Genomic DNA, 25,611 nt, shown 5'->3' on the forward strand with positions numbered 1-25,611 from the left:
GGTGCGCCAGATCGCGGACCTCGTCTACCTGAGAACGGTCAGGTTCATCACCGGCATCGCAGGCGGCAGCCCGACCACCGGCTCCGCCGCAGTCGCGTCACCGGGGGCGGTCGGGGAGGTTGTGCCAGTAGTCGACGGCGCCTTGGAGGACGGTGCGGAAGAGGGCGAAGTTGACGGGTTTGTAGATGTAGCTGTCGGCGCCTGCGGCGTAGCAGCGTTCGATGTCGGCGGAGGTGGTGGAGGAGGTGAGGACGATGATGGTGAGGGTGGCGAAGTCGGGGTCGGCGCGGACGGCGGATAGGACGCCGTAGCCGTCTACGCCGGGCATGGACAGGTCGAGGAACATCAGGGCTGGGCGGGGGCGCGCGGTGTCGCGGAGGCGTTCTAGGACGGCGTCGCCGTTGGGGAGGAACTCCAGGCGCAGTTCGGGGTGGGAGCGGGAGAGGGCGCGGTCGATGGCTTCGCGGTCGACTTCGCTGTCTTCGACGACGAGGACGAGGTTGGCGTCGGTCAGGTGGTCAGTTCGGTCCACGTGGTTCCTCCGTTGGGTTCCACGGCGGTGAGTTCGACCCGCGCCCAGGTCGCGTCGCCTGCCACTGTGGCCTTGGTGCGGGTGGTGTGGTCCGTGGTGTGGCGGGCCAGGTGCTCGGGTAGCCGGTGGTGGGGTGAGAGCGCCTGGAGGGCTCGCTCGACGGCGCTGGTGAGGTCGGTGGGTGGGAGGACCTGGTCGAGGGTGGTGGTGCCGAGGTTGCGCACGGCGAGGACAGCGACGTCGTCGTTGACGTGGTAGCGGCCCGCTCCGGCGAGGAGGGCGTCGACGAGGGCGGTGAGGGGGAGGTCGCGGGTTCGGGTGAGGGTGTGGGCGAGTTCGGTGTCGCCGTAGAAGCCGCCGTCGGTGTCGCGGGCTTCGATGAGGCCGTCGGAGAACAGGATGAGCAGGTCGCCTGGCCGGAGGTCGTCGGTGGCGGGGTGCAGGTCGAGGTCGGGCAGGACGCCGACGAGGCGGCCCCGGCAGGCGGTGGGGTCGACGGTGCCGTCGCGGCGGACGATCAGGGGTGCCGGGTGTCCGGCGGAGTGGGTCTCGACCCGCTGTTGGCCGTGGGGTCCGGGGTGCAGGGTGACGGTGGCGATGGTGAGGAACCGGGTGATCCGGTCGCGCAGCATCTTGCGGTTGAGGATGTCGAGGGCGTGGGCGGCGGGGCCGCCTTCGGCGAGGACGGTTTCGAGGGTGTGCCTGGCGAGTCCGGTGAGGGCGGTGGCGGGGGCGCCGCGGCCGCAGACGTCGCCGACGAGGGCGACGACGGTGCCGTCGGGTTGGTCGACGACGCCGTAGAAGTCGCCGCCGACGTCGAGGGTGTGGTCGGCGGCGTTGTAGCCGGCGGCGATCTCGAGTCCGGGGACGGTGGGCAGCACCGCGGGCAGGAGGTGTTGTTGCAGTGAGCGGACGTCGTGGCGGCGTTGTTCGTAGAGGGTGGCGTTGTCGATGGCGAGCGCGGCGCGGCTGGCGAGGTCGTGCAGGAAGCGGGTGGTGACCCGCTTGTTGGGGGTGCCGCGGTGGAAGAAGGTGAGGAGGCCGACGTCGCGGCCGCGGGCGCGCAGGACGCCGAGGGTCATGGTGTCGAGGCCGACCTCGGTGGGCAGGCCCGCGGGCTGTGGTCCGTCGGTGGCGTGGCCGGTGTCGGTGATGACGGGTTCGCCTGCCCAGTGCCCGGCGCGGAGGTGGTCGGTGAGCAGGGTTTCGCGTCGGGCGTCGACGTGGGCGGCGGCGATGTGGACCATGCGGTCGTCGCGGCGGATGTGGACGGCGGCGCCGTCGGCGAGGGCGGGGACGACCATGCGCAGGACGGCGCGCAGGGTGTCGGTGATGTCGAGTGAGGCGTCCATCCGCAGGGACGCTTCGGCCAGTAGTGCGTCGATGGCTTGGTGGTCTTCGAGGGTGCGTTGTTCGCTGATGCGGTGGTCGGCGGCGACGACGACTTCGATGACCTGGGTGAGGGCGGTGGTCAGTTGGTGGGGGTCGCCTGCGGCGGTGGTGGTGGCCAGGCCGAACAGGCCGCGGCCGTGGTCGGCGATGTCGAAGGCGGTGAGCAGCATGGTGTCGGCGCCGGTTCGCGCGGCGCGGGCGGCGAGGCCGGGGGCGTGGTGGGCGAGTTCGGGCAGTGCGGTCGCGGTGGTGTCGCCGGGGAGGGGTGCGGCGATGAGGTCGGTGATGTCGTCGGCGAGTCCGTCGGGTGAGCTGTGCAGGCCGGTGGCGTCGGCCCAGCGGGTGACGGTGACGGTGGTGTCCGCGGCGAGGCGGGCGCCGAGGACGGCGTGGACGCCGGGGAGTTCGAGCAGTCCGGTGTAGAGCTCGTGGGCGAATTGTCGGGTGTTGACCGACACGAACGCCGACCGCCACAACCGGTGCAGTCGGTCCGGCCAGTGGTCTTGTCGGTTGGGGTGCACGCTTCCACTTCGCTCGGTCGGGGTCGCCGCCCCAACTGTAGGGTCCCCGGGGCGGGGTGACTGGACGAACGGGGTTCGGGCGTGGATGACGTGTGGCAGCCCGATGATCGGGCGCGGGCGGCTGAGGTGGAGTCGGGGACGCCGTTCGACCTGTCGGTGTGTTTGAACGAGCCGATCCACCGGTTGGGTGGGATCCAGTCGTACGGGGCTCTGGTGGCTTTCGGCGCGGATGGTGTGGTGGAGGTCGCGAGTTCGAATTGCGCCGCGTTGCTGGGGGTGGGCGCGGAGGTCGTGGTGGGGATGTCGGCTGAGGCGTTGTTGGGGGCCGAGTCGTTGGCGGCGGTGCGCGGCACGCTGGAGGCGCCGACGGGGGATCGCGGTGTGGTGGCGGTGACCGTGGGTGGGCGCGGGTTCGACGCGACGGTGTACCGGGCCGATGGGCGGGTGGTGGTCGAGTTGGAGCCCGCGGCGGGGGAGCGGCCGTTTGTGTTCTCGCAGTTCTTCCCGGCGGTGCGGGCGGCGTTGGTGAAGTTGCAGCACGGTCGGACGGTGGTGGACGTCTGTGCCGCGGCGGTGGCGGAGATCCGGGCGTTGACCGGGTACGACCGGGTGGTGGCGTACCGGTTCGAGGGTCCTGCGGGGCCGGGTGAGGTGATCGCGGAGTCGGTGGCGGTGGAGTTGGAGCCGTGGTTGGGGTTGTGGTTCCCGGCGACCGACATCCCGCCGCAGGCGCGCAGGTTGTACGAGCGCAACTGGATCCGGGTGATCCACGACGTCGATGACGACACGGCGGTGTTGTTGCCGCGGGTGTTGCCGGGGTCGGGTGATCCGTTGGACCTGTCGGACTCGACGTTGCGGACGGTGTCGGGGTTTCACCTGGAGTACCTGCGCAACATCGGTGTGCGGTCGTCGATGTCGGTGTCGTTGCTCGATGGTGGCCGGTTGTGGGGGTTGATCGCCTGTCACGGGTTGGCGCCTCGGCGGTTGGGTGCGGAGGTCAGGGCGGCGTGTGAGTTCTTCGGTGTGACGTTGTCGTTGCAGTTGGCGGCGGTGCAGGAGGCGGAGGCGAGCGCGGGCAGGCAGCGGGCCCGTGCGGCGTTGTTCGGGTTGGTGACCGATCCGCGGTCGGATGTGCCGGGGTCGTTGTTGGCTGATAGTGGCGTGTTGGGTGAGGTGATCGCGGCGGACGCGGTGGTGGTGCGGTTCGACGGGCGGACCACCGGTGGGCCGTTGGCGGAGGGTGTGCTCGCCGCGTTGTGGGGGCACCTGCCCGCGTTGGGGGCGGGTCAGGTGTGGAGTTGCGAGAGCCTCGCGGAGCTCGACCCGGTGTTCGCGCCGTACGCGGAGCAGGTGAGCGGGGTGTTGGTGCTGGCCTTGGACGGGGCCGGTGATGTGGTGGTGTGGGCGCGGCGGGAGCGGCGGGCGGCGCGGACGTGGGCGGCGGACCCGGATGAGCCGGTGCGGGTCGGTCCGCGCGGTCAGCGGTTGACCCCGCGCGGGTCGTCGGCGGTGTACCAGGCGGTGGTGCGGGGTCGGTGTGTGCCGTGGACGGCGGCGGACGAGGCGGTGGCGGAGGAGTTCGGGCACGCGGTGCGGGCGTCGGCGGTGCGGCGGGCGGTGCAGTTGGCGGCGGTGAACGACGAGCTGCGGCAGGCCAATGACGACCTGGACACCTTCACCCACGTCGCGGCGCACGAGATGAAGGAGCCGTTGCGGGGGATCGCGACCACGGCGGCGTTCATCACCGAGGACGCGCCGGAGTTGGACGAGACGACCGCGCGCAGGTTGGGCACCATCCAGAAGCTGGCCCAGCGGATGGACGAGCTGATCAACAGCCTGCTGCACTTCGCGCAGCTGGGTCAGGGCGCGTTGCACCGGGTGCCGGTGGACCTGCGGGAGGCGGCGGAGCGGGCGTTGGAGGTCGCGGGGATCCGGCTGGCCGAGCACGACGTGGCGGTGACGTTGCCCGAGCCCGGGGTGTTGGTCACCGCAGATGCGGAGCGGCTGCAGGAGATCTTGGTGAACCTGCTGGTCAACGCCGCGAAGTACGCGAACCCGGTGCCGCCGCGCACGGTGGCCGTCGGTGCGGTGCCGGGGGAGCCGCCGACGGTGTTCGTGCGCGACAACGGGATCGGTATCCCGCAGGCGCACCAGGAGGACGTGTTCCGGTTGTTCCGCCGCCTGCACCCGCGGGATTCGCACGGTGGCGGCCACGGGGCGGGGTTGGCGATCGTCGACCGGATCGTGCAGCGCCACGGCGGCCAGTTGCGGTTGGAGTCGACCCCGGCGGAGGGAACGACGGTCTGGTTCACCCTGGAGGGCTGAGGACGTGGCGGACGGCGTCGCGCAGCCACTGGTGGGCGCCGTCGGCGGCGTGGCGGGGGTGCCAGGCCATGCCGATGGTCAGTGGCGGCAGGGGTAGTGGGATGTCGAGCAGGCGCAGGCCCAGGGTGTGGGCCGCGGTGCTCAGCGGCGACGGCGGCTGGCCGGGTGGTGCGGTCGGCACGAGGCAGACCAGGTCGGTGGCGGCGGCCAGCGTCATGGCGGCGAGGTGTCCGGGCAGGACGGCGGTGACGCGTCGGGTGAGGCCGTGGTCGGCGAGGGCGGTGTCGAGGGGTCCGGTGAAGCGGCCTCGGCGGCTGACGGCGACGTGGTCGGCGGCGGCGAGTCGGGCGGGGGTCAGGGGCGCTTCGGTGAGCGGGTGCCCGGTGCGGACGGCGGCGGCCATGCGCAGGGTGGTGAGTTCGTCGACGCGGGTCTCGGGGTCGGTGTGGTCGATGGCCCCGATTTCGAGGTCGACGCGGCCTTCGCGCAGCGCGGGTCCGGCTTCCCACTCCTCGGCCAGCACCCGCAGCGACACACCGGGGGCGTGACGTCGGGCCAGGTCGAGCAGGCCGGGCGCGAGTGCGGCGCCGACGAGGTCGGCTGCTTGGACGGTGAAGGTGCGCCGCAGTGTCGCCGGGTCGATGCCGCCGCTGGGGGTGAGCAGGGCGGTCAGGTGGCGCACGACGGCGGCGGCTTCGGCGCGCAGGGCCTGGGCGCGGGGTGTGGGGACCATGGTTTGGCCTGCTCGGACGAGGAGCGGGTCGTGCAGTACCCGGCGTAGTCGGGCCAGGGTGCGGCTCATGGCGGCGGGGGAGGTGCGCAGGCGTTGCGCGGCGCGGGTGACGCTCTGCTCGGTGAGCAGGGCGTCGAGTGCGATGGCGAGGTTGGCGTCGAGGTTGGGGCTGCTCACCTGGGTTGTTCCGTTTCCGGCAAAGTGTGGGTGCTGGGATTCCCATTGTGGCAACGCGCGGCGGGTCCGCACGATGGCGGTACACCGATCCGCTCACCACCCGAGGATGTTCATGATCGTCATCACCGCCCCCACCGGGAACATCGGCAGGTCGCTGCTGCCCCTGCTCCTCGACGCCGGAGCGCCTGTCCGCGTCGTGGCCCGTGACCCCGCCCGGCTCCCGGAGGCCGTGCGCGACCGGGTCGAGGTGGTCACCGGCTCCCACGGCGACCCCGCGACCGTCGACCGGGCCTTCGCCGGGGCGCGGGCCGTGTTCTGGCTGGTGCCGCCGGACGCTTCCCGCACGCCCGAGCAGGCCTACCTCGACTTCACGCGCCCGGCCGCGCGGGCGTTCACCACCCACGGCGTCACCCACGTGGTCGGTGTCTCGGCCCTCGGGCGCGGCACCCCGCTGGCGGCCCGCGCTGGCCTGGTCACCACGTCCCTGGCCGTGGACGACCTCATCGCCGCCACCGGCGTCGCCTACCGCGCCCTGGCCAACCCGTCGTTCTTCGAGAACCTGCTCGACGACCTCGACTCGATCCGAGACCACGGTGTCCTCACCGACACCGCCCCCGCCGACCACCCCGTCCCCCTGGTCGCCACCGCCGACATCGCCACCGCGGCCGCCCACCTGCTGCTCACCCCCACCTGGACCGGCGTCGACACCGTCCCCGTGCCGGGCCCGGAGCTCCTCTCACCCCACGACCTGGCCCACCAGATGACCACCACCCTCGGCCGCCCGGTCCGCTACCACCGCGACTCCCTCGACGACCTGCGCACCACCCTGCTCACCCACGGCCTCAACCCGGCCTTCGTCGACGCCATGGTCGAGATGAAAGCCGCCAAATCCCACGGCCTCGACGCGGGCACCACCCCGTCGCCTTCGGGCACCACCTTCGCCCAGTGGTGCGCCGAGGTCCTCAAACCCGCCGTCGACGCCCGCTGACCAGGTCACTGGAGGAGCACGCGCTCGTCCTCGGCGGTCAGACCCGCGGCCAAAGGGTGGGTGGGGGCGTCGGCGAGGGCGGAGTGGAGGGTGTCGGTCAGGGTGCGGTGGGGGAGACCGGCGGCCAGGGCCGGGGCGGGGTCGTGGGTGACGAGGCCGTACATGGTGGTGGGGAGCCAGAACGGGAGTGAGCGGGGGCCTCCCCAGGGGGTGATGCCCGCCGCGAGGAGGGCGCTGGGGGCGACGGGGACCAGGCGCAGGTCGGGGGCGCCGACCAGGGCGGCGGCGTCGCGCAGGACGGTGGTGAAGTCGAGGACGGGGCCCACGGCATCGAAGGTGCCGGTGCGGTGGCGTTCGGCGGCGGTGACGATCCAGGCGGCCAGGTCGCGGACGTCGACGTGCTGGAGGGGGTGGTCGGTGACATCGGGGACGACGACGGGCCCGCCGCGGGCGAAGCGGGAGGCCCAGTAGCCGAAGCGGTGCATCTGGTCGCCGGGGCCGCTGATCACGCCGGGGCGGACGATGAACGCGCGGTCTTGGCCCACCCGCTCGCGCACGGCGTTCTCGCTGGCGACCTTGGTGCCGCCGTAGCGTTCGACGGTCAACTCGGCGAGCTCGAAGTGGCGGCGGTCGAGGACCGGCGCGCACAGCGGCGCGTCCGTGCCCTGCCCGACGGTCGCGGTGTCGGCATAGGCGTTGACGCTGGACACGAACGTCCAATGCCGCACCCGATCACCCAACACCTCGAGTGCGTCCAGAACCCACCCCAACGCCCCCGTCGCCACATCCACGACCGCGTCGAACCCGTACCCAGCCAGGACATCGACCGCCCCTGGCCGATCCCGGTCGACCACGACGAGCCTGGCCCCCTCCGGCACCGAACCGGACCGACCACGGGCCGCGCACACCACCTCGTGCCCACGCCCCACCGCGACACGGGCGATCCGCCAGGACAGGAACGAGGTGCCGCCGAGCACGAGGAGCCGCATACCCCCATGCTCGCGCCGCACCCCCACCCGGTCGAGCGCGGTTCACCACCAGCGATCACGCAGGCAGCGAACCGCCGCCCACAGGTGCTAGGCGCAGACCCGCGCCCCGTTGGAACTCGGCGATCTGCATGCCGCGAGCCTGCCGCGGGATCCGTACACGGCGGTGGCCACGGTGATCGGGCTCGCGCACCCGGCGGAGTCACCGTCGCCACCCCAGTCCGACGCGTGTGCCGGTGACGCACTGAAGACACTGACCGCGCTGGCGACCGAGATCGCGGTGCAGGACGCGACCAACGCCTTGGTGCGGTCGATGGAGAACTGGATCCCCGCAGGTGGACGGCGGGTGCCCGGGGTCAGCGGGTGGCCGACCAGTGGGTCTGGTCCGGGCCGGTGATGTGTTGGATGGACAGGGGGTGGCAGGAGGGGGCTGTGGCCAGGGTGTGGGCGAGGTTGTCCTTGCGGTGGCCGAGGGCTTGGAGGATCTCCTGCGGTGGGGTCGGTTCCTAGCCGCGGGTGTGTTGGGTGGTGTGCCAGCGGCCCAGGACTTCGAGGAGGAGGTCGACGACGGCTTGGGCGGCGTGGGTGGTGGCCAGGTCGAGGGGGCCTGCGAAACGGCCGTGGTGGAAGGCGGTGTTGCGGGTGGTGTAGAGCCAGTCGAGCAGGGCGTGGCAGGTGTCTTGCTTGTCCTGCAACCACTTGGCCAGCTGGGACGGGCGGGCGAGGCGGGCGCGCCACAGGGTGATGGTGTCCTCGGTGAGGCCCCCGGCGAAGGCGCTCAGTGCGGTGACGGCGTCGTGGGCGGCGGTCAGGGCGGGGCTGTCGGTGTCGCGGGCGGGCAGGAGCAGGTCGAGCCAGCGGTCGGGTTCGGTGAGCAGGGGCTTGTCGGTCGTCCGGGGGACGTGGGCGTCGACCAGGGCCATCAGCGCCGTGGTGTCGCCGAGGGCGCTCTGGTGCGCGGCGTCGTGGTCCAGCCAGGACTGGCGGGCCTGGGTGACGGCGTCGGCCCGCCGCAGCGTGTCCTGTGATTTCCGTGCCCGCAGTCCCAGGCGCCGTAGACGGTCGGTGACCATCAGCCGCAGCTGGGCGTGGGCGTCGACGATGTGCTGGCGCAGGGTCTGCAGCGCGAACGCGCGGGCCAGGCGGGCGGGCTTCTCGTCGACGCCGATCGACTCGAGGGCGCTCCAGCACAGGGCCGCGCTGGTCATCGGCGCCTCGACCCGCCGCGCGATGTGAGCGACGCGCAACGCGGGCCGCAGCCCATCCGACCACCACGACGACAACGGTGCCGCGCGCCGCACACCCGCCCGGGCGAGTTCACCCAGCACCCACCGGCCATCAGGCCCGGCAACCACCCACGCGTCGGCCAGGGTCAGATCGGCGATCCGGTTGCCCGCCACGTACTGGTCCAACGCCTCACTGACCACGCGCCTACCCCGCGCCCGGATCGGCCCCACCTTCGCCACCAACGCCGCGAGCTCAGCAGCCTTCGGCGGGTTCTGGCGCACCGTGACCGACAACTGCCGAGCCCCAGGCAACAGCACGTCAAGGTGATCCAACGACCGCGCGCCACTGACCATCACCGTGACGTGGTGCCGACGCGGCGGCGGCCACAACAGCGCCACGATGTCGTCGGCGGTGGGCCGCCCCCGGCTGAGCAACGTCGTCATGTCGCGTTTGAGCGCCTGGTGGTCACGCCCCCCGAGATAGACCGACACAGCGATCTCCCCAGCGGCCTTGGCGTCCCGGCCAGGGTTGCCAGCCGAGGCGTCCCACAGAGCTCGCATCTGCGCGGTGATCGCGTCGGCGACGGAAGTGATCATCGACCCCAGAGCACTCGCCCGAACCCTCTGGGCCTCCAGCTCCTGAAGGACGGGCCGAAGGACACCCTCAGGAAAGACCGGCAGAGCGTTGCGCACACACGCCGCGCTGGTGCGCAAAACCCGCACCAGCGTCCGCCCCTGCGGCTGCCCGTACTCATCATGATTCCTGACGGCATCGTGCGCCCTGATCAACGCGACCAACGCACTGTCACTGGTCGCCGCATGCACACCAGGCCCAGACCCGTCATCCAACGCCCGCAGGACGGTGTGCAACAACGCGCGCTGCCCCCGAGTCAGCCCCGCCGCCGCAAACGCATCCTGCACCCCGGCATCGCTGCTCGACCTCGCCACCGAAGCACCGTACCGGGACGGTCCCCACCACCGACGACGCGAGACGAGTGCGCCAGCGCCTCCTCTAGAGGCGGCGGAGTCCTGCGGGGGCGAATGCACGACGCGGCTGACCAGAACCCCAGGAACACGGTGACTCACGACGGTGCCCAGACCAGCCACCACGGCGACAGGCCACCGAGTCAGCCCTGCCAGCCCACCACCACTACCCGCCCACCAAAGCCGGCCATCGCTGGCAAAGCCATTGGCGCCACCCTGGCCACCCGACCCAGCCATTGCTCCCAGAAGCCGCGCGCGACCCCAGCCCGACCACCGCTCCCGGAAGCCGCTGGTGCCAGCCCAGCCGCCCGCCCCCCATTCGACTGATCTCCCCACCCCCACCCCTCCTCGGCGTGCCACTTCCTTCATCCACAACCCCCGCAACCATCCCCAACTTTTCGCCACCCCCCATCCCGCCCCCACCCCCGGATAGACTGGCCTCGGGGACGCCCCCCCAGAGGTGCGGTGGGGGATGTGGACTCGCGGGGAGGGTCTCCGAAAGGCGGCGGGGAGTGCGGGCGTGGGTGGGACCCCGGGGTGGGCCTACCTCCGAGTCGGCCCCGCCAGCCCAACCACCCGACTCCGACGGCATTGCCAGCCACTGGACACTCGGAGCAGGCGGCGCCATCCCAGCCGCCCTACCCCGACGCCTCAAGCGACCACTGGACACTCGGAGTCGCTGGTGCCAACTGCTCGATGGGGTGGACCTGTTTTGTGTGGGGGGACGATAGTCGTAGCGTCGCCTCGCTGCAGGGCCATGCTTTTCGGCCCCGGCTTTTGCGGTCCTGCCACGGCTGTCGTAGGGGCCCCGCACAAAACAGGTCCACCACATCGAGCCCGCACTCAAATCGCGGATCGACGGGCAACGTCGCCGCCAGGCGACGAGCCGCCCGATCCATCACCGTGACGGATCAGTGCGGCTGCGCAAGGAGATGGCGCAGTTGGTCAACCACCGCAGCCGGATCAGCATGCGCCAGGAGACGCACGAGATCGCCCCGCAGAGCCTCATGCGCCGCAGTAGCGGTGATCGCCGAAGTGATGTGGCGCTCCAACGCAACCGCATGGTCCCGATGCAGAACCTGACTCCGCGCCTCCGCGTGCCGTTGCGCTTCGGCCACCGCAGCATGGGTCTGAGCCTGAACCGCCGCAGCTTCGGCGCGTACGGCAGCCAGTTCCGCGCGGACCGCGTCGAGATGGGTTCGGGCCTGATCCAGATCGTCGCGGGACTGGCCGCGGACCCGGGCGGTGTCGCGTTCGGCGACCTCGGCGCGGGTGGTTTCGGTGGTGAGGCGGTACCAGAGGTCCCGGCGTTCGGCGGTGAGAGAGCGGACCCGCGCGGTCAAGCGGGTGGCGCGTTGATCTGCGGCCTCGGCGCGGGCTCGGTCCGCGGCCGCAGCGGTGTCCGCGCGGTCGGCTCGGGCTGACTCCAGACCGCGGGCTTCGGCGGCGGCGGCGAGGTCTCTGCGGGCTGCCGCGGCGTCGGTTTCGGCGGTGCGGCGGGCGGTGTGGGCTTCGGCGGCGGCCTGGTTGGCGGCGGTGGCCCTGGTGAGGGCGGTGTCGCGTTCGGCGGCCATGCGGGTGGCGTGGTCCCGGGCTTCGGCGGCGTCGGTTTCGGCTTGGTGGGCGCGGGCTTCGGCGTCGGCGATGCGGGCGGTGGCGGCGGTGTCGAGGTCGGCGAACCCGGCGACGACGGTGGACAGGGTCGCGGTGAGTTCGGTGGCGGCGGTGGTGATCTCGGTGGCGCGGGGGCGCAGCGCGGTGAGGGTGTCGTGGCCGAGTTGGCGCAGCGCGCCCAGGTAGTCCTCGACCCCCAGGTCTTCGACGGCGCGACGGCGGGTTCGGGCCTCGGTGGCGTGGTCGGGGGAGCAGAACCGCTGTCGGTTGCTGCGCGGGGTGAACCGGTTCTCGCAGCCCGTCAGGGCACACACCCGCTCGTCGACGTCCATTTCAACCCTTCTCTAAGTTAACCCGTTCAATATAGCAGCTAACTTGAACATGCCTAAGTTAGAGGTTGCCGACAGAACACTCCTTTTGTCGGTAACCTAGGCGCATGGAGATCGCAGGCCTCCCGGCACCCACCGACACCCCCAGCCCGTGGCCAGGAGTGGGGGACCCGGTGCGGCTGTTGGCCGAGGTCACCGGCTGGTTGCGGTCCTACGGCGCCGCCTCCACCCGCCGCACCTACGCCGGGGGACTGGGCCTGCCCACGAGCGTCCCCGAACTGCGGGACTGGCTCAGCCGCGCCGACCACACGTGGGTCACCGCACTGCGCGGCTACGCCGACACCCTCGACCTCACCGCCGCCCTGCACGCCGAGATCACCACGCCCCGCCTGAACCGCCCGCCGACCCGCGAGGGCCGCTTCCGGGCGCTGCACTGGTTCCGCTGGTGCGCCACCACCGGCACCGACCCCCTCGCCGCCCACACCACCGATGTCCTGACCTGGCACGACGCGCTTCGCGCCGCCGGGGCGGCACCCGCGACCCGGACCCGGATGCTCGCGACCGTCCGCACCCTCTACCAACACCTGGCCGCCGCTGGCCTGGTCGCGGGCAACCCCGCCGACCTCGACCGCCGCCGCCTCGGCCTGCGCGACCCCCAACCCGCCAAAGCGGTCCTGACCCTGACCACCGGCCAGGTCGCCGCCCTGCTCACCGCCGCCACCACGCGCCGCCCCGGCGCCTCACCCCGCGACCGTCTGCGCGCGCGGGCCGTGGTCGCCCTGTTCACCCTGGGCCTGCGGGTCTCGGAGCTGTGCGACCTGGACCACCCGGACCTGCACACCACCCGCGGTCGGCGGGCGCTGCGGGTCACCGGCAAGGGCGGCAAGGTCCGCACCGTGTACCTGTCCGACCTCGCCGAGGCCGCCTTGGCCGACTACCTCAACGCCGTGCCCGCCTCGCCGCACACCGCGGTCACCATCGGGTCACCCATCCCGGAGGCGCCGTTGCTGCTCAGCCGCGCCGGGACCCGGTGTGATCGCCGGGACGTGTGGAGCCTGCTGCGGCGGCTGGCGGTCGCTGCGGAGCTGCCGGAGTTGGCGGGGGCGATGCACCCGCACGCGCTGCGGCACTTCTACGTGACCACCGCGATGGAGCAGGGCGCGCGGGTCACCGATGTGCAGACCGATGTGGGGCACGCCCGGGTCGACACGACGCAGCGGGTCTACAACCACGCGGCTCCGCACCCGGATCGAAGCGCGGCGGCGGGGGTGGGTGCTGCGATCGCTCGGCACCTGCGGGAGGGATGAGTTCCTCTTCCCACTTCAACGTATAGCGCACTGGGGGGCTTGCGGCAAGACCCCGGTGACACCCCAGAATCTCCCGCCGTGGCCGGTCTCGGGCGTGAAGTGCGCGAGGCGAGCGGCTGACGTTGAATGGGGGATTCATGGGTGACGTGATCGTGGTCGGCGCCGGTCCGACCGGGTTGATGCTGGCCGCGGAGCTGCGGCTGCAGGGCGTGGACGTGCTCGTGCTGGAGCGCGAGCAGCGGCCGACCGACCACGTGCGGGCGTTGGGCCTGCACGCGCGCAGCATCGAGGTGATGGCCCAGCGGGGCCTGTTGCCGCGTTTCCTCGAGGAGGGCACCGAGTACCCGCTGCGGGGGTTCTTCGCGGGGATCACCGCGCCCGCGCCGCAGCGGCTGGACACCGCGCACGGCTACGTCCTGGGCATCCACCAGCCCGTGGTGGAGCGCCTGCTGACCGAGCACGCGCTCGAGGTCGGCGTGCGGATCCGCCGCGGTGTGGAGCTGGTCGGGGTGAGCCAGGACGACGACGGGGTGAGCGCGGAGCTGGCCGACGGCGCGCGGGAGCGGGCCCGGTACCTGGTGGGCTGCGACGGCGGGCGCAGCACGGTGCGCAAACTGCTCGGGGTGGGGTTCCCGGGTGAGCCCAGCCGGGTGGACACGCTGCTGGGGGAGATGCAGATCGGGGTCGCGCCCGAGGAGCTGACCGAGGTGATGACGCGGGTCCGCGAGACCGAGAAGCGCTTCGGCATCGGCCAGTTCGGCGAGTCCTACCGGGTGGTGGTGCCCGCCGCGGGCGTGGCGCCGGACCGTTCGGTGCCGCCGACGCTCGACGAGTTCAAGACACAGTTGCGGGCGTTGACCGGCACCGATTTCGGTGTGCACACCCCGCGCTGGCTGTCGCGCTTCGGCGACGCGACCCGACTGGCCGAGCGCTACCGCGTCGGCCGCGTCCTGCTGGCGGGCGACGCCGCGCACATCCACCCCCCGGTCGGCGGCCAGGGCCTGAACCTGGGCATCCAGGACGCCTTCAACCTGGGCTGGAAACTCGCCGCCGACCTCAACGGGTGGGCCCCCACGGACCTGCTCGACACCTACCACGCCGAACGGCACCCGGTGGCGGCGGCGGTGCTGGAGAACACGCGCGCGCAGATGATGTTGCTGTCCAACGAGCCGGGGCCGCGGGCGGTGCGGGGGCTACTGGCGGAACTGGTCGAGTTCGAGGAGGTCAACCGCCACCTGATCGAGAAGATCACCGCCATCGGCATCCGCTACGACCTCGGCGAGGGCCACGACCTGCTCGGCAAGCGCCTCCGCGACCTGCCCCTCAAACACGGCAGCCTCTACGACCTCACCCACACCGGCCGCGGCCTGCTCCTCGACCAAACCGGCGGCCTGTCGGTGGCGGGCTGGTCGGACCGCGTCGACCACGTGTCCGAGGTGAGCGAAGAACTGGACGTACCCGCGGTGCTGCTGCGCCCAGACGGCCACGTGGCCTGGGTCGGCGAGAACCAGGACGACCTCCGCGCCCACCTACCCCGCTGGTTCGGTGCGGCGAGCTGACCCAGGCGTTGACCGGGCTCGGCCAGCGCGACACCGCAGGCGCGAGGCCGGGCGCAAGGTGAGTAGCCGCGAGGAGCCACCCCAGGCGCCTGCTGGACGACCGCGCCCCAACCCGCTGCCACTGCGGCTGATGCGGGCCGTCGAGGCGAGTTGCGCTCGCTGCGGCGGTCCTCACGGGAGTGGACGGCGCTGCCCCCGCCAGCGCGGCGAGTGGCTGGGGGTGCGCCCGCTGCCACCCTCGACAGGATGGCAGCGGGCTGGCGGCGGTGGACGCCTGGTGCGCGATGGTTCCCGGCTGCTGTCTGCGGCCAGGGCAACGAGACCACCGGCCATCGCCGCGAGTTCGCCGAGGCCCAGCGCGTTGGCCAGGCTTGCGGCAGTTCCGGGAGGCGATCGGCTCGGTCGCGGTGTGCTCACCGCGCCGCTCTCGCGCAGGGCGGTGGCGCGGAGGACGCCGTGGCTGGGCGGCGTCGACCTCGGCGAGGACCGGAGCCGGCAACAGCCGCGAGGGGACTCGCCGGGTGTTGCCGGGCACCTGGTGCCGTTGGCCTGGGTGTGCGGCGGCTCAACTTGCCGATCATCGAGGCGCCGTTGCGGCCGCGCGGCGAGCTGACCCCAGCCACAGGAGAAGCTCCGGGCGGATCTTGGCGCGCACGGTGAGGAGATGGTGCCAGCGCGGCCGCCGGGACACCCATCGAACTGGGCAACGACCTGGTGGGGATCGCCGAGACCGACAACGTCGGTCAGGTGCTGGCCATCTGCCGGGGCTTCCGCGGCTGGGGAGGCGCCTGCGGGGGTTCTCGCGATGCCGCCCGCTGTCCTCCCGGTGGGGAGGACAGCGGGCGGGCGTGGCCAGCAGGGCGGTAGTCCCCCCGGACATCCATCTGGGTGCGGCGGGACTACCGGGCTTGGGCGATGACGACGAACTCCTTGTTGGGGCGGTCGGGGGCTTGGCGGATGTCGAGGACGTGGTAGCCGTGGGTGGTCAGGTCGTGTTGGAGGGTGGGGCGGTCTCGGTAGCGCAGGGTTGAGGTGGAGGTCAGGGTGGTGCCGTCGGGGAAGTGGTAGGTGCTGGTGAAGGTCACCAGGGGGAGGTGGACTTCGGTGACGGCTCGGTGGTGGTGGACGGGGCCGATGCCGGGGACGTCGCGGGTGGTGTGGGTGTTCCACTCCAGCCAGGCGCGGCGTTCGGGGCGGCGGGTTTCGAAGACGAGGTGGCCGCCGGGGCGCAAAGCCATCCGGGCGGCGGTCAGGGTGGCCGACCAGTCGGTGTCGGTGAGGAAGACCTGGGCGACGTTGCCGGTCATGATCACCAGGTCGGCGTCCAGGCCCGCCGCGGCCGTGGCGTCGCCGTGCAGCCACCGGGCGCCCGGGGTCCTGGCCTTGGCGACGTCCAGTGAGGCCGCGGCCGGGTCGACGCCGGTGACCTCGAGGCCGCGGGCGACGAGCAGGGCGCCGAGGTTGCCGGTGCCGCAGCCCAGGTCCAGGACGTGGCGGGCGCCCAGGTCGGCGATGATCGCCAGGTAGGCGTCGAGGTCGTCGCGGGGGCCGTCGAAGGTGTCGTAGACGGCGACGAGGCGGGGGTCGGCGAAGATCGGGTCGGGCATCAGGGGGTGATGAGCTTCCGCAGGGCGCGCAGGCACGCGTCGAGGGCGTCGTGGCGCGACACCTGGTCGGTGGTGGACTGCTGCCAGGCGGTGTAGAGCAGGGCCCAGAGCAGGTCGCGGACCCAGGCGGGGCTGAAGCCGGGGTCGATGGTGCCGTCGCTGTGGCCGCGGCCGATCAGGTCGAGGACGGCGAGGTCGGTGGGGCTGCACTCGTCCCAGACCTCGCTCTGGGCGGGGTCGTTGAACACCAGGGTGAGCACGGCGCCGAGGTCGAAGTACTCCTGGCACAGCCGCGCCAGGGCCTGGGCGGCGGTGTTCTCGCCGAGGCGGGCGCGGTAGGTGGCCTCGACGACCTGGTCCTGGACGTGGCGGCTGAGCGCGGTGAGCAGTTCGGCGCGTTCGGGGAAGTAGCGGTGCACGGTGGTGCGGCCGACCCCGGCGGCGGTGGCGACGTCGGCCAGCGGGGCGGTCGGGTCGGCGGTGAGCACGGTGACGGCGGCGTCGAGGATCGCCCGGCGGGTGCGGGCCCTGGTGCCGGTCTCGGCTGCGGTGTGCACGTCCACCGGTCCAGCCTAGGACCTGCGGGCCCGTTGCGGTATTCGGCTTGACCGGAGTGGAACATCGGTGTTCCACTAGCGGGCATGAGCGTTCCGAAAGGGGGGAGGCTTCGCCTCCTCTGGTCCTTCGCCCGTCCGCACCGCGCCCGACTCGCCCTCGGGCTGCTGCTCGCCCTCGCCGGGTCCGGCGTCGGCCTGGTCACCCCGCTGGCCACCAAGTGGGTCCTCGACTCGCTGAGCACCGACGCGGGCCTGCGCGGCCCGATCACGCTGATGCTGGTGCTGCTCGTGGTCGGCGCCTGCATGTGGGTGGCCCAGTGGATCCTGCTGGGCACCCTGGGCGAACGCGTCGTCCTCGACGCCCGCGAGTCCATGGTCGCCCGGTTCTTCCGCGCGACCGTCCCGGCCATCACCACCCGCCCGGTCGGCGAGCTGGTCACCCGGGTCACCTCCGACACCCTGCTGCTGCGCGAGGCGGCCACCTCCAGCGTCATCGGCCTGATCAACGGCGTGGTCATGCTGGTCGGCACCCTGGTGTTCATGGCGGCCCTGGACGTGGCGCTGTTCCTGACCACCATCGCCGCCGTGGTGGTGATCGCGGTCCTGTTCGGGCTGCTCATGCCCGCCATCGCCGTCGCCAAGGAGAAGGCCCAGGCGCACATCGGGGCGTTGGGCGGCACCCTGGAGGGCGCGTTGCACGCGGTGCGCACGGTCAAGGCCAGCCGCGCCGAGCAGCGCCAGAGCGGCCGGATCGTCACCGACGCCCGCGACGCGGCCCACCACGGGATCCGGGCGGTGCGGCGGGAGGCCACGGCGTGGGGGATCGCCTGGTCGGGCATCAACCTGGCGATCATCCTGATCCTGGGGCTCGGCGCGTGGCGGGTCGCCGAGGGCGAGTTGGCGGTGTCGACGCTGATCGCGTTCCTGCTCTACGCGTTCGGGCTGATGGACCCGGTGACGTCGCTGAGCCAGCACGTCACCGCCCTGCAGAACGGCATCGCCGCCGCCGGACGCATCCGCGACGTCGACGCCCTGCCTATAGAAGCGGGCGGAACCGCGGGGAACACCGTGGTGCCCACGGCGGGGCCGGTGCTGGAGCTGCGGGGGATCACCGCGGCCTACGGGCCCGACACCGCACCCGCAGTCCGGGGCATCGACCTCACCATCCCGCGCGTGGGGCACACCGCGATCGTCGGGCCCTCCGGGGCGGGCAAGACCACCCTGTTCTCGCTGATCCTGCGGTTCCTGGAGCCCCAAGAGGGCACGATGCGGGTCAACGGGATCCCCTACGCCGAGCTCACCCACGCCGACATCCGCGCGCACCTGGCCTACGTCGAGCAGGAAACCCCGGTCGTGCCGGGAACGATCCGCGACAACCTGCTGTTCTCCCACCCCGGCGCCAGCGACGAGCAGCTGCACCGGGCCCTGGCCGCGGTCCGGCTCGACACCCTCGCCGACGCGCTGCCCGACGGGCTCGACACCCCGCTGTCGGGCACCTCGGTCTCCGGCGGGCAACGCCAGCGGATCGCCCTGGCCCGCGCCATCCTGGCCGACCCCGACGTGCTGCTGCTCGACGAGGCCACCGCCCAGGTCGACGGCCTCACCGAAGCCGCCCTGCACGACGTCATCCGCGACCACGCCTCCCGCGCCGCCGTGGTCACCATCGCCCACCGGCTGTCCACCGTGGTCGACGCCGACACGATCATCGTCATGACCGACGGCCACATCCGCGCCCAAGGAACCCACCTGGAGCTGCTGGCCACCGACAGCCTCTATCGCGAATTGGTCGAATCGCTGCGCATCCCCGAACCCGTGTAGGCGGATAGGGTGGGGCCCATGCGACGTTGACCTCGGGCCCCACCCACCACTCCTTCGCACACCACGCCACTACGCGAAGGAGAACCAGCAGTGCCCATCACCGTGCCCGACGCGCTCGCCGCCTACTACGCCGTTCAAAGCCCCGAACACCTGCCGTGGCTATCCACGCTGCCGACTCTCGCGGCCGCGATGCTCGACCACTGGGACCTACGCCCCGACGGACCCGCCCGCCACGGAATGGTCGCCCTCGTCATCCCCGTCGTCCGCGTCGACGGAACCCCCGCGGCGCTCAAACTGCAGCCCAGCGACGACGAGAACGACGGCGAGCCCGTCGCACTACGCCACTGGTCCGGCCACGCCGCGGTACGGCTGCTCGAGCACCACGCACCCACCGGCGCCATGCTCCTCGAACGCCTCGATGCGACGCGCCCACTCAGCGCCCTACCCGCCGACACCGCGGTCACCGTCATCGCGGACCTCCTGTCGCGCCTGCACGTCCCCGCCCCACCCGGCATCCGCACCCTGACCGGCATCGGCGCCGCCATGCTCGCCGAACGCCCACTCCTGGACCGGCTCACCGCCCCCGACGACCGCGCCCTGGCCCACGCCTGCGCCCACGCCCTCGCCGCGGTCATCACCGAACCCGGCGACACCCTGCTGCACTGGGACCTGCACTACGACAACGTCCTCGCGGGGGAGCGCGCACCCTGGCTGGCGATCGACCCCAAACCCATCACCGGCCACCCCGGCTTCGACCTCATGCCCGCCCTCGACAACGCCTTCACCGACGTCACCGCACTGCGCTACCGCTTCGACCTGCTCACCGAAGCCCTCACCCTCGACCGCCCCACCGCCGCCGCCTGGACCCTGGCCCGAGCCCTGCAGAACACCCTGTGGTCCCTGCACGACGGCGACCGGGCCCTCGACTCCATCCAGGCGCTGATCGCCCACACCCTGCTGCCACTCTCGGGAGTCCTGCCGTGAACGTGGGCGTCATCGGCCAGGCTGTAGTCCTGTTCGCCGTCACCAACATCGACGACATCCTCATCCTGGCGCTGTTCTTCGCCCACGGCACCGGACGCCGCGCCACCCGCGACATCGCCCTCGGCCAATACCTCGGTTTCGCCGGGATCCTCGCCCTCGCCATCGCGGCCGCCCTGGGCGCCACCTTCCTGCCCGACGCGGCAATCCCCTACCTCGGCCTCCTACCCCTCGCCCTCGGTGTCAAAGCCGCCATCCAGTTGTGGCGGCACCGCGACGACACCCCCGCCGCCACCAGCCCGACCATCCTCGCCGTCGCCACAGTCACCTTCGCCAACGGCGGCGACAACATCGGCGTCTACGTCCCCGTCTTCGCCACCGCAGGCATGAGCACAGCCATCTACGTCGCCGTGTTCCTCGCCCTGGTCGCGGTGTGGGTAGCCGCGGGCCGCTACCTCGCGACCCGCCCGACGATCGCGAAGGGGTTGTCGCGGTGGGGACACATCCTGCTGCCGATCGTCCTGATCGCCCTCGGCCTGCTGATCCTCATCGAAGGCGGCGCCTTCGGCCTATAGGCGACACAGGGGAGTGGCGGCGTGGGGCGTGCGCGCCACCCGACATCGTCGGCCGCCTGGAGACGTGGGGCGTGGCGATGGTGGCCTCGCGGTCCACCGGCGGTTGCGCAGGCGCCGGACCACCCGGCTGACCACCGCCGCCGCCGCCGTGGTCGCCGTCGCCCTGGTCGGCGGGGTGATCGCCTTGCGGGACACCGCAGGCACCACGTCCACCCCGGCCGCGGGCGGTGCGCCGGTGTCCGCGGTCGGGGTGACCGGCACCTGGGAGCCGCTGTTCGTGGTCGGCGACTCCCAGGCGCTCCGCCGTGTGGGTGTCGGCCGGGCCGAGGCAGCATGCGGTGCCTATGTGGTCGTGGCGGCCGGGCGCCGAGAACATCAACGCCCCGCTCTGCGTGACCACGTCATCAGCGACCGGCCGTGGCGGCCTCGGAACCGGTGTTCGCCGGATTCGGCGGCATGCCCCTGCACCACCGAGCCGATGTCGCCCAGGTGCCCCTCGGCGACAGCACGGCCACCGCGCCGTCCTCGCCCACGGCTGGACCGACCTGGCCGCCACCGACGGCCCCGTTGTCGACGGCATCAACCACCGAGCGCTGCCCCCGCCGTCATCCACCACGGCGGCGCGGGAACCACCACTGCCGTCGATCTGCTGGTTTGGCCAGGCCACCTGTGAGGCATCCCGGGGCAACACAACCCCGACGGAGGCGACATGGTGGATGTCAAGCGCACCTTCACGGTCCGCGCGAGCCCGGACGCGGTGCTGGACTACCTGCGGGACTTCAGCCGCGCCGAGGAGTGGGACCCCGGCACCGTCTCCTGCAGGCGCCTCGATGACGGGCCCGTGCGGGTGGGCTCCACGTGGCACAACGTGTCGAAGTTCCTCGGGTCGGAGACCGAGCTCCGGTATGAGCTGACCGTCTCCGAGCCGGGCAGGCTCCAGTTCATCGGCCGCAACAACACCGCCACCTCCACCGACGACATCCGGGTCGGGCCTGGCGAACGGCCGGGGGAGAGCGCGCTGACCTACCACGCGCACGTCGAGTTCCACGGCGCCGCGAAGCTCGCGGCGCCCGTCGCCAAGGTCGCGTTGGAGAAGTTGGGCACCGAGACCGAGCAGAGCCTGACCCGGGTCTTCGGCGGCTAGCGCAGCAGGGGCAGACCCGCGAGCAGGCGCTCGTGCAGGGCGTCGCTGTCGACCTCGCCGTCCGGGGTGAGGACCTCGTCGACCAGCAGGTCGGTGATCGGGATGCCGGTGTTGTCGACCACGGCGGCCTCGAGGTCGCTGTAGCGGCCGTACGTCGGGTGCACCAGGGCGCCGGACGCGGTGCCGCCGATCTGGTCGGGGGCGCTCTCGGACAGCCACACCTGCACCGCGGCCCGCAGGTCGCCCTGGAACACCAGGTACTTGTCGGAGTACTCGCCGAAGATCACCTCGGCCGTGGTGTCGCCGGTGACGACGATCTTCGGGTCGCAGGTGGTGTGCAGCCCGGCCACCGTCAGGTTCCCCAGCACCACCAGCGCCGCGGCGCCGTCGTCCACGTCGTACAGGCCACCGGTCACGGTCAGGTCGCCGTCGACGATGTACCCGGTGTCCCAGTCGGCGACCTCGGCCCACGGGGCGTCGTCGCCGCTGTTGAGGGAGAAGTTCCCCTCGACCACGGCCGCGCCGCTGTGCAGGGCGTACTCGCCCTCGTACAAGTTCTGCCAGATCGACCGAGGGAGACCACGCTGCTCGAACAACGCGGTGGCCTCGGCCCAGGTGATGTGCCGGGTACTCACGGCGGCACCCTATCGGGCCCCACGGCGCGGCTGCGGGGCTGGTCAGGCGGCGCGTACAGTGCTGACCGTGCTGGAGCAGGTGGCATGAGCGGACGCGGCTACGACCACGTCGCGTTGTGCTACGCCGACGACCGCGAACTCCTCGCCTCCGCCGTGCCATTCCTCGCCGGGGGAGTGGACCGCGGCGACGCCGTCATGATCGCCCTGGACCCCGCCCGCACCGACCTGCTGCTCGACGCGCTGCCCCACCCCGACGCGGTCACCGTGCTGCAGATCGGCGCCCAGTACGCCCGACCCGCGGGCGCCATCAAGTCCTACAGCGACCTGTTCACCGCCCTCCTCGCCGACGGCGCCCCCGCGATCCGCGTCATCGGTGAACTCCCCGCGCCCGTCCTGACCACCGCGTGGGACGTGTGGTCGCGCTACGAAGCCGCCGTCAACCACGCCTTCGACCGGTTCCCCGTCAGCACCCTGTGCGCTTACGACACCCGCACCACCCCCGCCGCGGTCCTCGACGACGTCGCCCGCACCCACTCGCTGATCGCCCACCCCGACGGCACCCACACGGCCAACCCCGACTACGTCGACCCACCGACCTTCCTCACCCACACCGCGGCGCCCACACCGCACCCCACCCAGCTCCACCCGCCCGCGCTCGAGCTGCTCAACCCGTCACCCACCGACGCCCGCCACGCCGTCGCCGCCGCCAACGCCGACACCCTGCCCCCCGACACCCTCCACGACCTGCTCGTGTCGGTCAGCGAAGCCGTCACCAACGCCCTGAGCCACGGCACCGCCCCCACCCGCCTGCGGCTGTGGGTCGGCCACGACCACCTCGTCGTCACCGTCCACGACACCGGCCCCGGCCCCACGGACCCGTTCGCCGGTCTGCTCCCCGCCACCGGCACCACCAGCGGCGGGTACGGACTGTGGATCGCCCACCAGCTCTGCGACCACGTCACCCTCACCCGCGACACCACGGGTTTCACCGTCCGCCTCACCATGACCCACCCCTGACGGACCCTCACCCAGCGTGACCGCCCGCTGGCGCGGTGAGCTTGGCAGGCAGAGTCAAGAATCCACAGCCCCCTCGGCCTAGCGTCCTTCGCACCCGAACCGAGGGGGACGACGGATGCTCGACTCACTGCACACACTGGAAGTGGTGCGCCGCAAGACATGGCTGTCCCGGTGGGCCACCGGCGCCATCCTGCTCGCCGCCACCGGGTGGCTCGCGGTCACCGTCATCACCAGCCCCAACCTCGACTGGGTCGTGGTCGGCCAGTACTTCCTGTCCACCCCCATCATCGAAGGCGTCGGCACCACCCTGCTGCTCACCTTCGCCACGCTGGGTATCGGACTCGTCCTCGGCGCCGCCCTCGCCATGATGCGCCACGCGCACAACCCCGTCGCCCACGCCGCCGCCTCGGCCTACATCTGGTTCTTCCGCGGCGTCCCCCTGGTCGTCCAGATCGTCTTCTGGTTCAACCTCGCCCTGTTGTTCCCCACCCTCGGCTTCGCCGACACCAACACCGTCATCACCCCACTGCTGGCCGCCATGCTCGGCCTCGGCCTGCACGAAGCCGCCTACCTCGCCGAGATCATCCGCGGCGGCATCCTCGCCGTACCCCGAGGCCAAGTCGACGCCGCCCTCACCATCGGCATGACCCGCGCCCAAGCAACCAGGACCATCGTCCTGCCCCAATCCGTGCGGGTCATCCTCCCCGCCCTGGGCAACCAGTTCATCCTCATCCTCAAAGGCACCTCACTGGTCTCCGTCATCGGCGGCGGCGACCTCATGACCCGCGCCCAACAGGTCTACGGGCAGAACTACCAGGTCATCGCCCTGCTGCTGGTCGCGACCGGCTGGTACCTCATCCTCGTCACCGCCGCGGGCCTCGGACAACGCCACCTCGAACGATGGGCAGCGACCTCATGAGCGGCGGACTACGCCTGCGCGGACTGCGCAAATCCTACGGCGACCTGCACGTCCTGCGCGGCGTCGACCTCGACGTCGACCCCGGCGAAGTCGTCTGCGTCCTGGGCCCCTCCGGCAGCGGCAAGAGCACCCTGCTGCGCTGCGCCAACCACCTCGAACCCCTCGACGCCGGGTTCGTCCAGGTCGACGGCGTCCTCGTCGGCTACGAACCCCGCGACGGGCGCCTGCACGAGAGCAGCGAACGCGCCATCGCCGCCGCCCGCCTGCGCATGGGCATGGTCTTCCAGCAGTTCAACCTCTTCAGCCACCTCACCGCGCTGCGCAACATCACCCTCGGCCCCACCAAGGTCCTGAGCCGCGACCCCACCCAGGTCGACCGCGAAGCCCGCGACCTGCTCGCCCGCGTCGGCCTCGCCGACCACGCCGACAAACTCCCCGCCCAACTCTCCGGCGGCCAACAACAACGCGTCGCCATCGCCCGCGCACTGGCCATGAACCCCGCCGTCCTGCTCTTCGACGAACCCACCAGCGCACTCGACCCCGAACTCGTCGGCGAAGTCCTCACCGTCATGCGCGACCTCGCCGACCGCGGCATGACCATGGTCGTGGTCACCCACGAGATCGGCTTCGCCGCCGAGGTCGCCGACACCGTCGTCTTCATGGACAACGGCGTCGTCGTCGAAACCGGCCCCGCCCACCGCGTCCTGCGCCACCCCGAATCCGACCGCACCGCGACCTTCCTCGCCCACGTCCGCCGACACCCCGCCCAGGAGACCGACCATGCGTAGACCCCTCACCGTCCTGGCCGCCGCGGCCCTCGCCCTCGCAGGCTGCGGCGACCCCGGCGCCACCACCGCACCCAGCGCCGCCCCCACCGACACCGCCACCCCCACCAAAGACCAAGCCCTGCACGACATGCTCCCGCAACGCATCAAAGACGCGGGCAAACTCCACGTCGGCACCACCCTGCCCAACCTGCCCTACCTGCTCACCGACGCGAACAACACCATCACCGGCGGCATCACCCCCGACGTCGGCCGCGCCGTCGCCGCCAAACTCGGCCTCGGCTACGAGATCGAGAACATCGCCTGGGAAGCCCTCCTGCCCGGCCTCACCGCGGGCCGCTTCGACATGGCCGACGACGGCCTGTCCGACACCGCGGAACGCCAACGCGTCGGCGTCTTCGTCGACTACATGCAATCCGCCAGCGTCCTGGTCACCGCCAAAGCCAACGAGGGCAAATACAAGGGCGTCGACGACGCCTGCGGCAAACGCATCGCCACCATCCGCGGCACCACCGACGTCCAACACGCCGAAGAGATCTCCCAAGCCTGCGTCACCAAGGGCAAACCCGCCGCAGAAGCCCGCCAATACCCCACCGCCCAAGACGCCGACCTCGCCCTGCGCTCCGGCCAAGCCGACTTCCAGGTCGCCGTCACCGAACAGGCCAAATACGCCATCAGCACCCAGAACGCCCCCATCGTGATCGTCTCCGACGACTTCGCCCCCACCTACGTCGGCATGTACCTGCGCAAAGACGACACCCAACTCGCCCAAGCCCTGCTCGCCGCCCTCAAAGCCCTCAAAGCCGACGGCACGCTCGACCGCATCATCGGCCACTATGGACTCAAGGCGCTGCCCGAACCCGGCCTCAACCTGGCCACCGCGGGCGGCTGAACCCCGGG

22 protein-coding genes are annotated in these 25,611 nt (G+C 72.0%); 13 read left to right on the forward strand and 9 right to left on the reverse strand.

Annotation, left to right across the window (positions count from 1 at the left end; translation table 11 throughout):
* Window positions 1–97: 97 nt before the first annotated feature.
* Together JOD54_RS23470 and JOD54_RS23475 are read right to left on the reverse strand one after the other, a co-directional pair.
* Complete coding sequence (locus tag JOD54_RS23470; protein WP_204453183.1) at window positions 98–532, reverse strand: response regulator; 435 nt, start codon at window positions 530–532, stop codon at window positions 98–100.
* Complete coding sequence (locus JOD54_RS23475) at window positions 511–2,445, reverse strand: PP2C family protein-serine/threonine phosphatase (protein WP_204453185.1); 1,935 nt, start codon at window positions 2,443–2,445, stop codon at window positions 511–513. Before JOD54_RS23475 ends, JOD54_RS23470 begins: the two co-directional genes overlap by 22 nt.
* A gap of 81 nt (window positions 2,446–2,526) precedes the next feature.
* Between JOD54_RS23475 and JOD54_RS23480 the strand changes: the two genes are divergently transcribed.
* Window positions 2,527–4,770: an ATP-binding protein gene (locus JOD54_RS23480; protein WP_204453188.1), complete on the forward strand. Its 2,244-nt coding sequence runs from the start codon at window positions 2,527–2,529 to the stop codon at window positions 4,768–4,770.
* Here the strand turns inward: JOD54_RS23480 and JOD54_RS23485 are convergent.
* On the reverse strand, window positions 4,754–5,680 hold the full coding sequence (locus JOD54_RS23485; protein ID WP_204453190.1) for a LysR substrate-binding domain-containing protein: 927 nt from the start codon (window positions 5,678–5,680) through the stop codon (window positions 4,754–4,756). The genes JOD54_RS23480 and JOD54_RS23485 overlap by 17 nt on opposite strands.
* A 112-nt stretch (window positions 5,681–5,792) precedes the next feature.
* Here JOD54_RS23485 and JOD54_RS23490 point away from each other — a divergent pair, with 112 nt between their 5' ends.
* Entirely contained in the window at window positions 5,793–6,668 is an 876-nt protein-coding gene (locus tag JOD54_RS23490; RefSeq protein ID WP_204453192.1) for an NAD(P)H-binding protein, read from the forward strand.
* Window positions 6,669–6,673: 5 nt separating this feature from the next.
* Here JOD54_RS23490 and JOD54_RS23495 read toward each other — a convergent pair whose 3' ends face one another.
* Complete coding sequence (locus JOD54_RS23495; protein ID WP_204453194.1) at window positions 6,674–7,657, reverse strand: NAD-dependent epimerase/dehydratase family protein; 984 nt, start codon at window positions 7,655–7,657, stop codon at window positions 6,674–6,676.
* 172 nt (window positions 7,658–7,829) lie between these two features.
* On the opposite strand from JOD54_RS23495, the gene JOD54_RS23500 reads away from it, so the two are divergent.
* On the forward strand, window positions 7,830–8,051 hold the full coding sequence (locus tag JOD54_RS23500; RefSeq protein WP_204453196.1) for a hypothetical protein: 222 nt from the start codon (window positions 7,830–7,832) through the stop codon (window positions 8,049–8,051).
* Window positions 8,052–8,160: 109 nt separating this feature from the next.
* Here JOD54_RS23500 and JOD54_RS35230 read toward each other — a convergent pair whose 3' ends face one another.
* Both JOD54_RS35230 and JOD54_RS23510 read right to left on the reverse strand, forming a co-directional pair.
* Window positions 8,161–9,477, reverse strand: a complete 1,317-nt coding sequence (locus JOD54_RS35230) for a hypothetical protein (RefSeq protein WP_204453199.1) — start codon at window positions 9,475–9,477, stop codon at window positions 8,161–8,163.
* 1,298 nt (window positions 9,478–10,775) lie between these two features.
* Window positions 10,776–11,810 (reverse strand): hypothetical protein, encoded by a 1,035-nt coding sequence (locus tag JOD54_RS23510; protein WP_204453201.1) that lies wholly within the window; start codon window positions 11,808–11,810, stop codon window positions 10,776–10,778.
* A 104-nt stretch (window positions 11,811–11,914) separates the two neighbouring features.
* On the opposite strand from JOD54_RS23510, the gene JOD54_RS23515 reads away from it, so the two are divergent.
* Complete coding sequence (locus tag JOD54_RS23515; protein ID WP_204453203.1) at window positions 11,915–13,114, forward strand: tyrosine-type recombinase/integrase; 1,200 nt, start codon at window positions 11,915–11,917, stop codon at window positions 13,112–13,114.
* A gap of 137 nt (window positions 13,115–13,251) precedes the next feature.
* The gene (gene rox / locus JOD54_RS23520; RefSeq protein ID WP_204453205.1) at window positions 13,252–14,673 is read left to right on the forward strand and encodes a rifampin monooxygenase; all 1,422 of its coding nucleotides are present in this window, start codon (window positions 13,252–13,254) and stop codon (window positions 14,671–14,673) included.
* A gap of 899 nt (window positions 14,674–15,572) precedes the next feature.
* Here rox and JOD54_RS23525 read toward each other — a convergent pair.
* Window positions 15,573–16,280: a class I SAM-dependent DNA methyltransferase gene (locus JOD54_RS23525; RefSeq protein ID WP_204453207.1), complete on the reverse strand. Its 708-nt coding sequence runs from the start codon at window positions 16,278–16,280 to the stop codon at window positions 15,573–15,575.
* Entirely contained in the window at window positions 16,280–16,843 is a 564-nt protein-coding gene (locus JOD54_RS23530; RefSeq protein ID WP_204453210.1) for a TetR/AcrR family transcriptional regulator, read from the reverse strand. The genes JOD54_RS23525 and JOD54_RS23530 overlap by 1 nt, the downstream gene beginning before the upstream one ends.
* A gap of 78 nt (window positions 16,844–16,921) precedes the next feature.
* Here JOD54_RS23530 and JOD54_RS23535 point away from each other — a divergent pair, with 78 nt between their 5' ends.
* The 4 genes from JOD54_RS23535 (at window position 16,922) to JOD54_RS23550 (ending at window position 21,355) form a co-directional block, all read left to right on the forward strand.
* The gene (locus JOD54_RS23535; RefSeq protein ID WP_204453212.1) at window positions 16,922–18,655 is read left to right on the forward strand and encodes an ABC transporter ATP-binding protein; all 1,734 of its coding nucleotides are present in this window, start codon (window positions 16,922–16,924) and stop codon (window positions 18,653–18,655) included.
* A 90-nt stretch (window positions 18,656–18,745) separates the two neighbouring features.
* On the forward strand, window positions 18,746–19,639 hold the full coding sequence (locus JOD54_RS23540; RefSeq protein ID WP_204453215.1) for an aminoglycoside phosphotransferase family protein: 894 nt from the start codon (window positions 18,746–18,748) through the stop codon (window positions 19,637–19,639).
* Window positions 19,636–20,211 (forward strand): cadmium resistance transporter, encoded by a 576-nt coding sequence (locus JOD54_RS23545; protein ID WP_204453217.1) that lies wholly within the window; start codon window positions 19,636–19,638, stop codon window positions 20,209–20,211. Before JOD54_RS23540 ends, JOD54_RS23545 begins: the two co-directional genes overlap by 4 nt.
* 709 nt (window positions 20,212–20,920) lie before the next feature.
* Window positions 20,921–21,355 carry an SRPBCC family protein gene (locus tag JOD54_RS23550; protein WP_204453219.1) on the forward strand — a complete coding sequence of 145 codons (435 nt, stop codon included), beginning with the start codon at window positions 20,921–20,923 and terminating at the stop codon, window positions 21,353–21,355.
* On the opposite strand, the gene JOD54_RS23555 is transcribed toward JOD54_RS23550, so the two are convergent.
* Entirely contained in the window at window positions 21,352–21,990 is a 639-nt protein-coding gene (locus tag JOD54_RS23555) for a hypothetical protein (RefSeq protein WP_204453220.1), read from the reverse strand. The two genes, JOD54_RS23550 and JOD54_RS23555, sit on opposite strands and share 4 nt — an antisense overlap.
* Before the next feature lie 84 nt (window positions 21,991–22,074).
* Between JOD54_RS23555 and JOD54_RS23560 the strand changes: the two genes are divergently transcribed.
* From JOD54_RS23560 to JOD54_RS23575, 4 genes are all read left to right on the forward strand, one after another.
* Complete coding sequence (locus tag JOD54_RS23560; protein ID WP_204453222.1) at window positions 22,075–23,007, forward strand: anti-sigma factor RsbA family regulatory protein; 933 nt, start codon at window positions 22,075–22,077, stop codon at window positions 23,005–23,007.
* A 145-nt stretch (window positions 23,008–23,152) separates the two neighbouring features.
* A complete protein-coding gene (locus tag JOD54_RS23565; protein WP_307860232.1) occupies window positions 23,153–23,926 on the forward strand; it encodes an amino acid ABC transporter permease in 774 nt (257 codons plus the stop codon).
* A complete protein-coding gene (locus JOD54_RS23570; RefSeq protein WP_275592681.1) occupies window positions 23,908–24,714 on the forward strand; it encodes an amino acid ABC transporter ATP-binding protein in 807 nt (268 codons plus the stop codon). Before JOD54_RS23565 ends, JOD54_RS23570 begins: the two co-directional genes overlap by 19 nt.
* Window positions 24,707–25,603 carry a transporter substrate-binding domain-containing protein gene (locus JOD54_RS23575; protein WP_204453225.1) on the forward strand — a complete coding sequence of 299 codons (897 nt, stop codon included), beginning with the start codon at window positions 24,707–24,709 and terminating at the stop codon, window positions 25,601–25,603. Before JOD54_RS23570 ends, JOD54_RS23575 begins: the two co-directional genes overlap by 8 nt.
* The last annotated feature ends 8 nt before the right edge of the window (window positions 25,604–25,611 follow it).

It is taken from the genome of Actinokineospora baliensis (genome assembly GCF_016907695.1).
GTDB classification, from domain to species: Bacteria; Actinomycetota; Actinomycetes; order Mycobacteriales; family Pseudonocardiaceae; genus Actinokineospora; species Actinokineospora baliensis.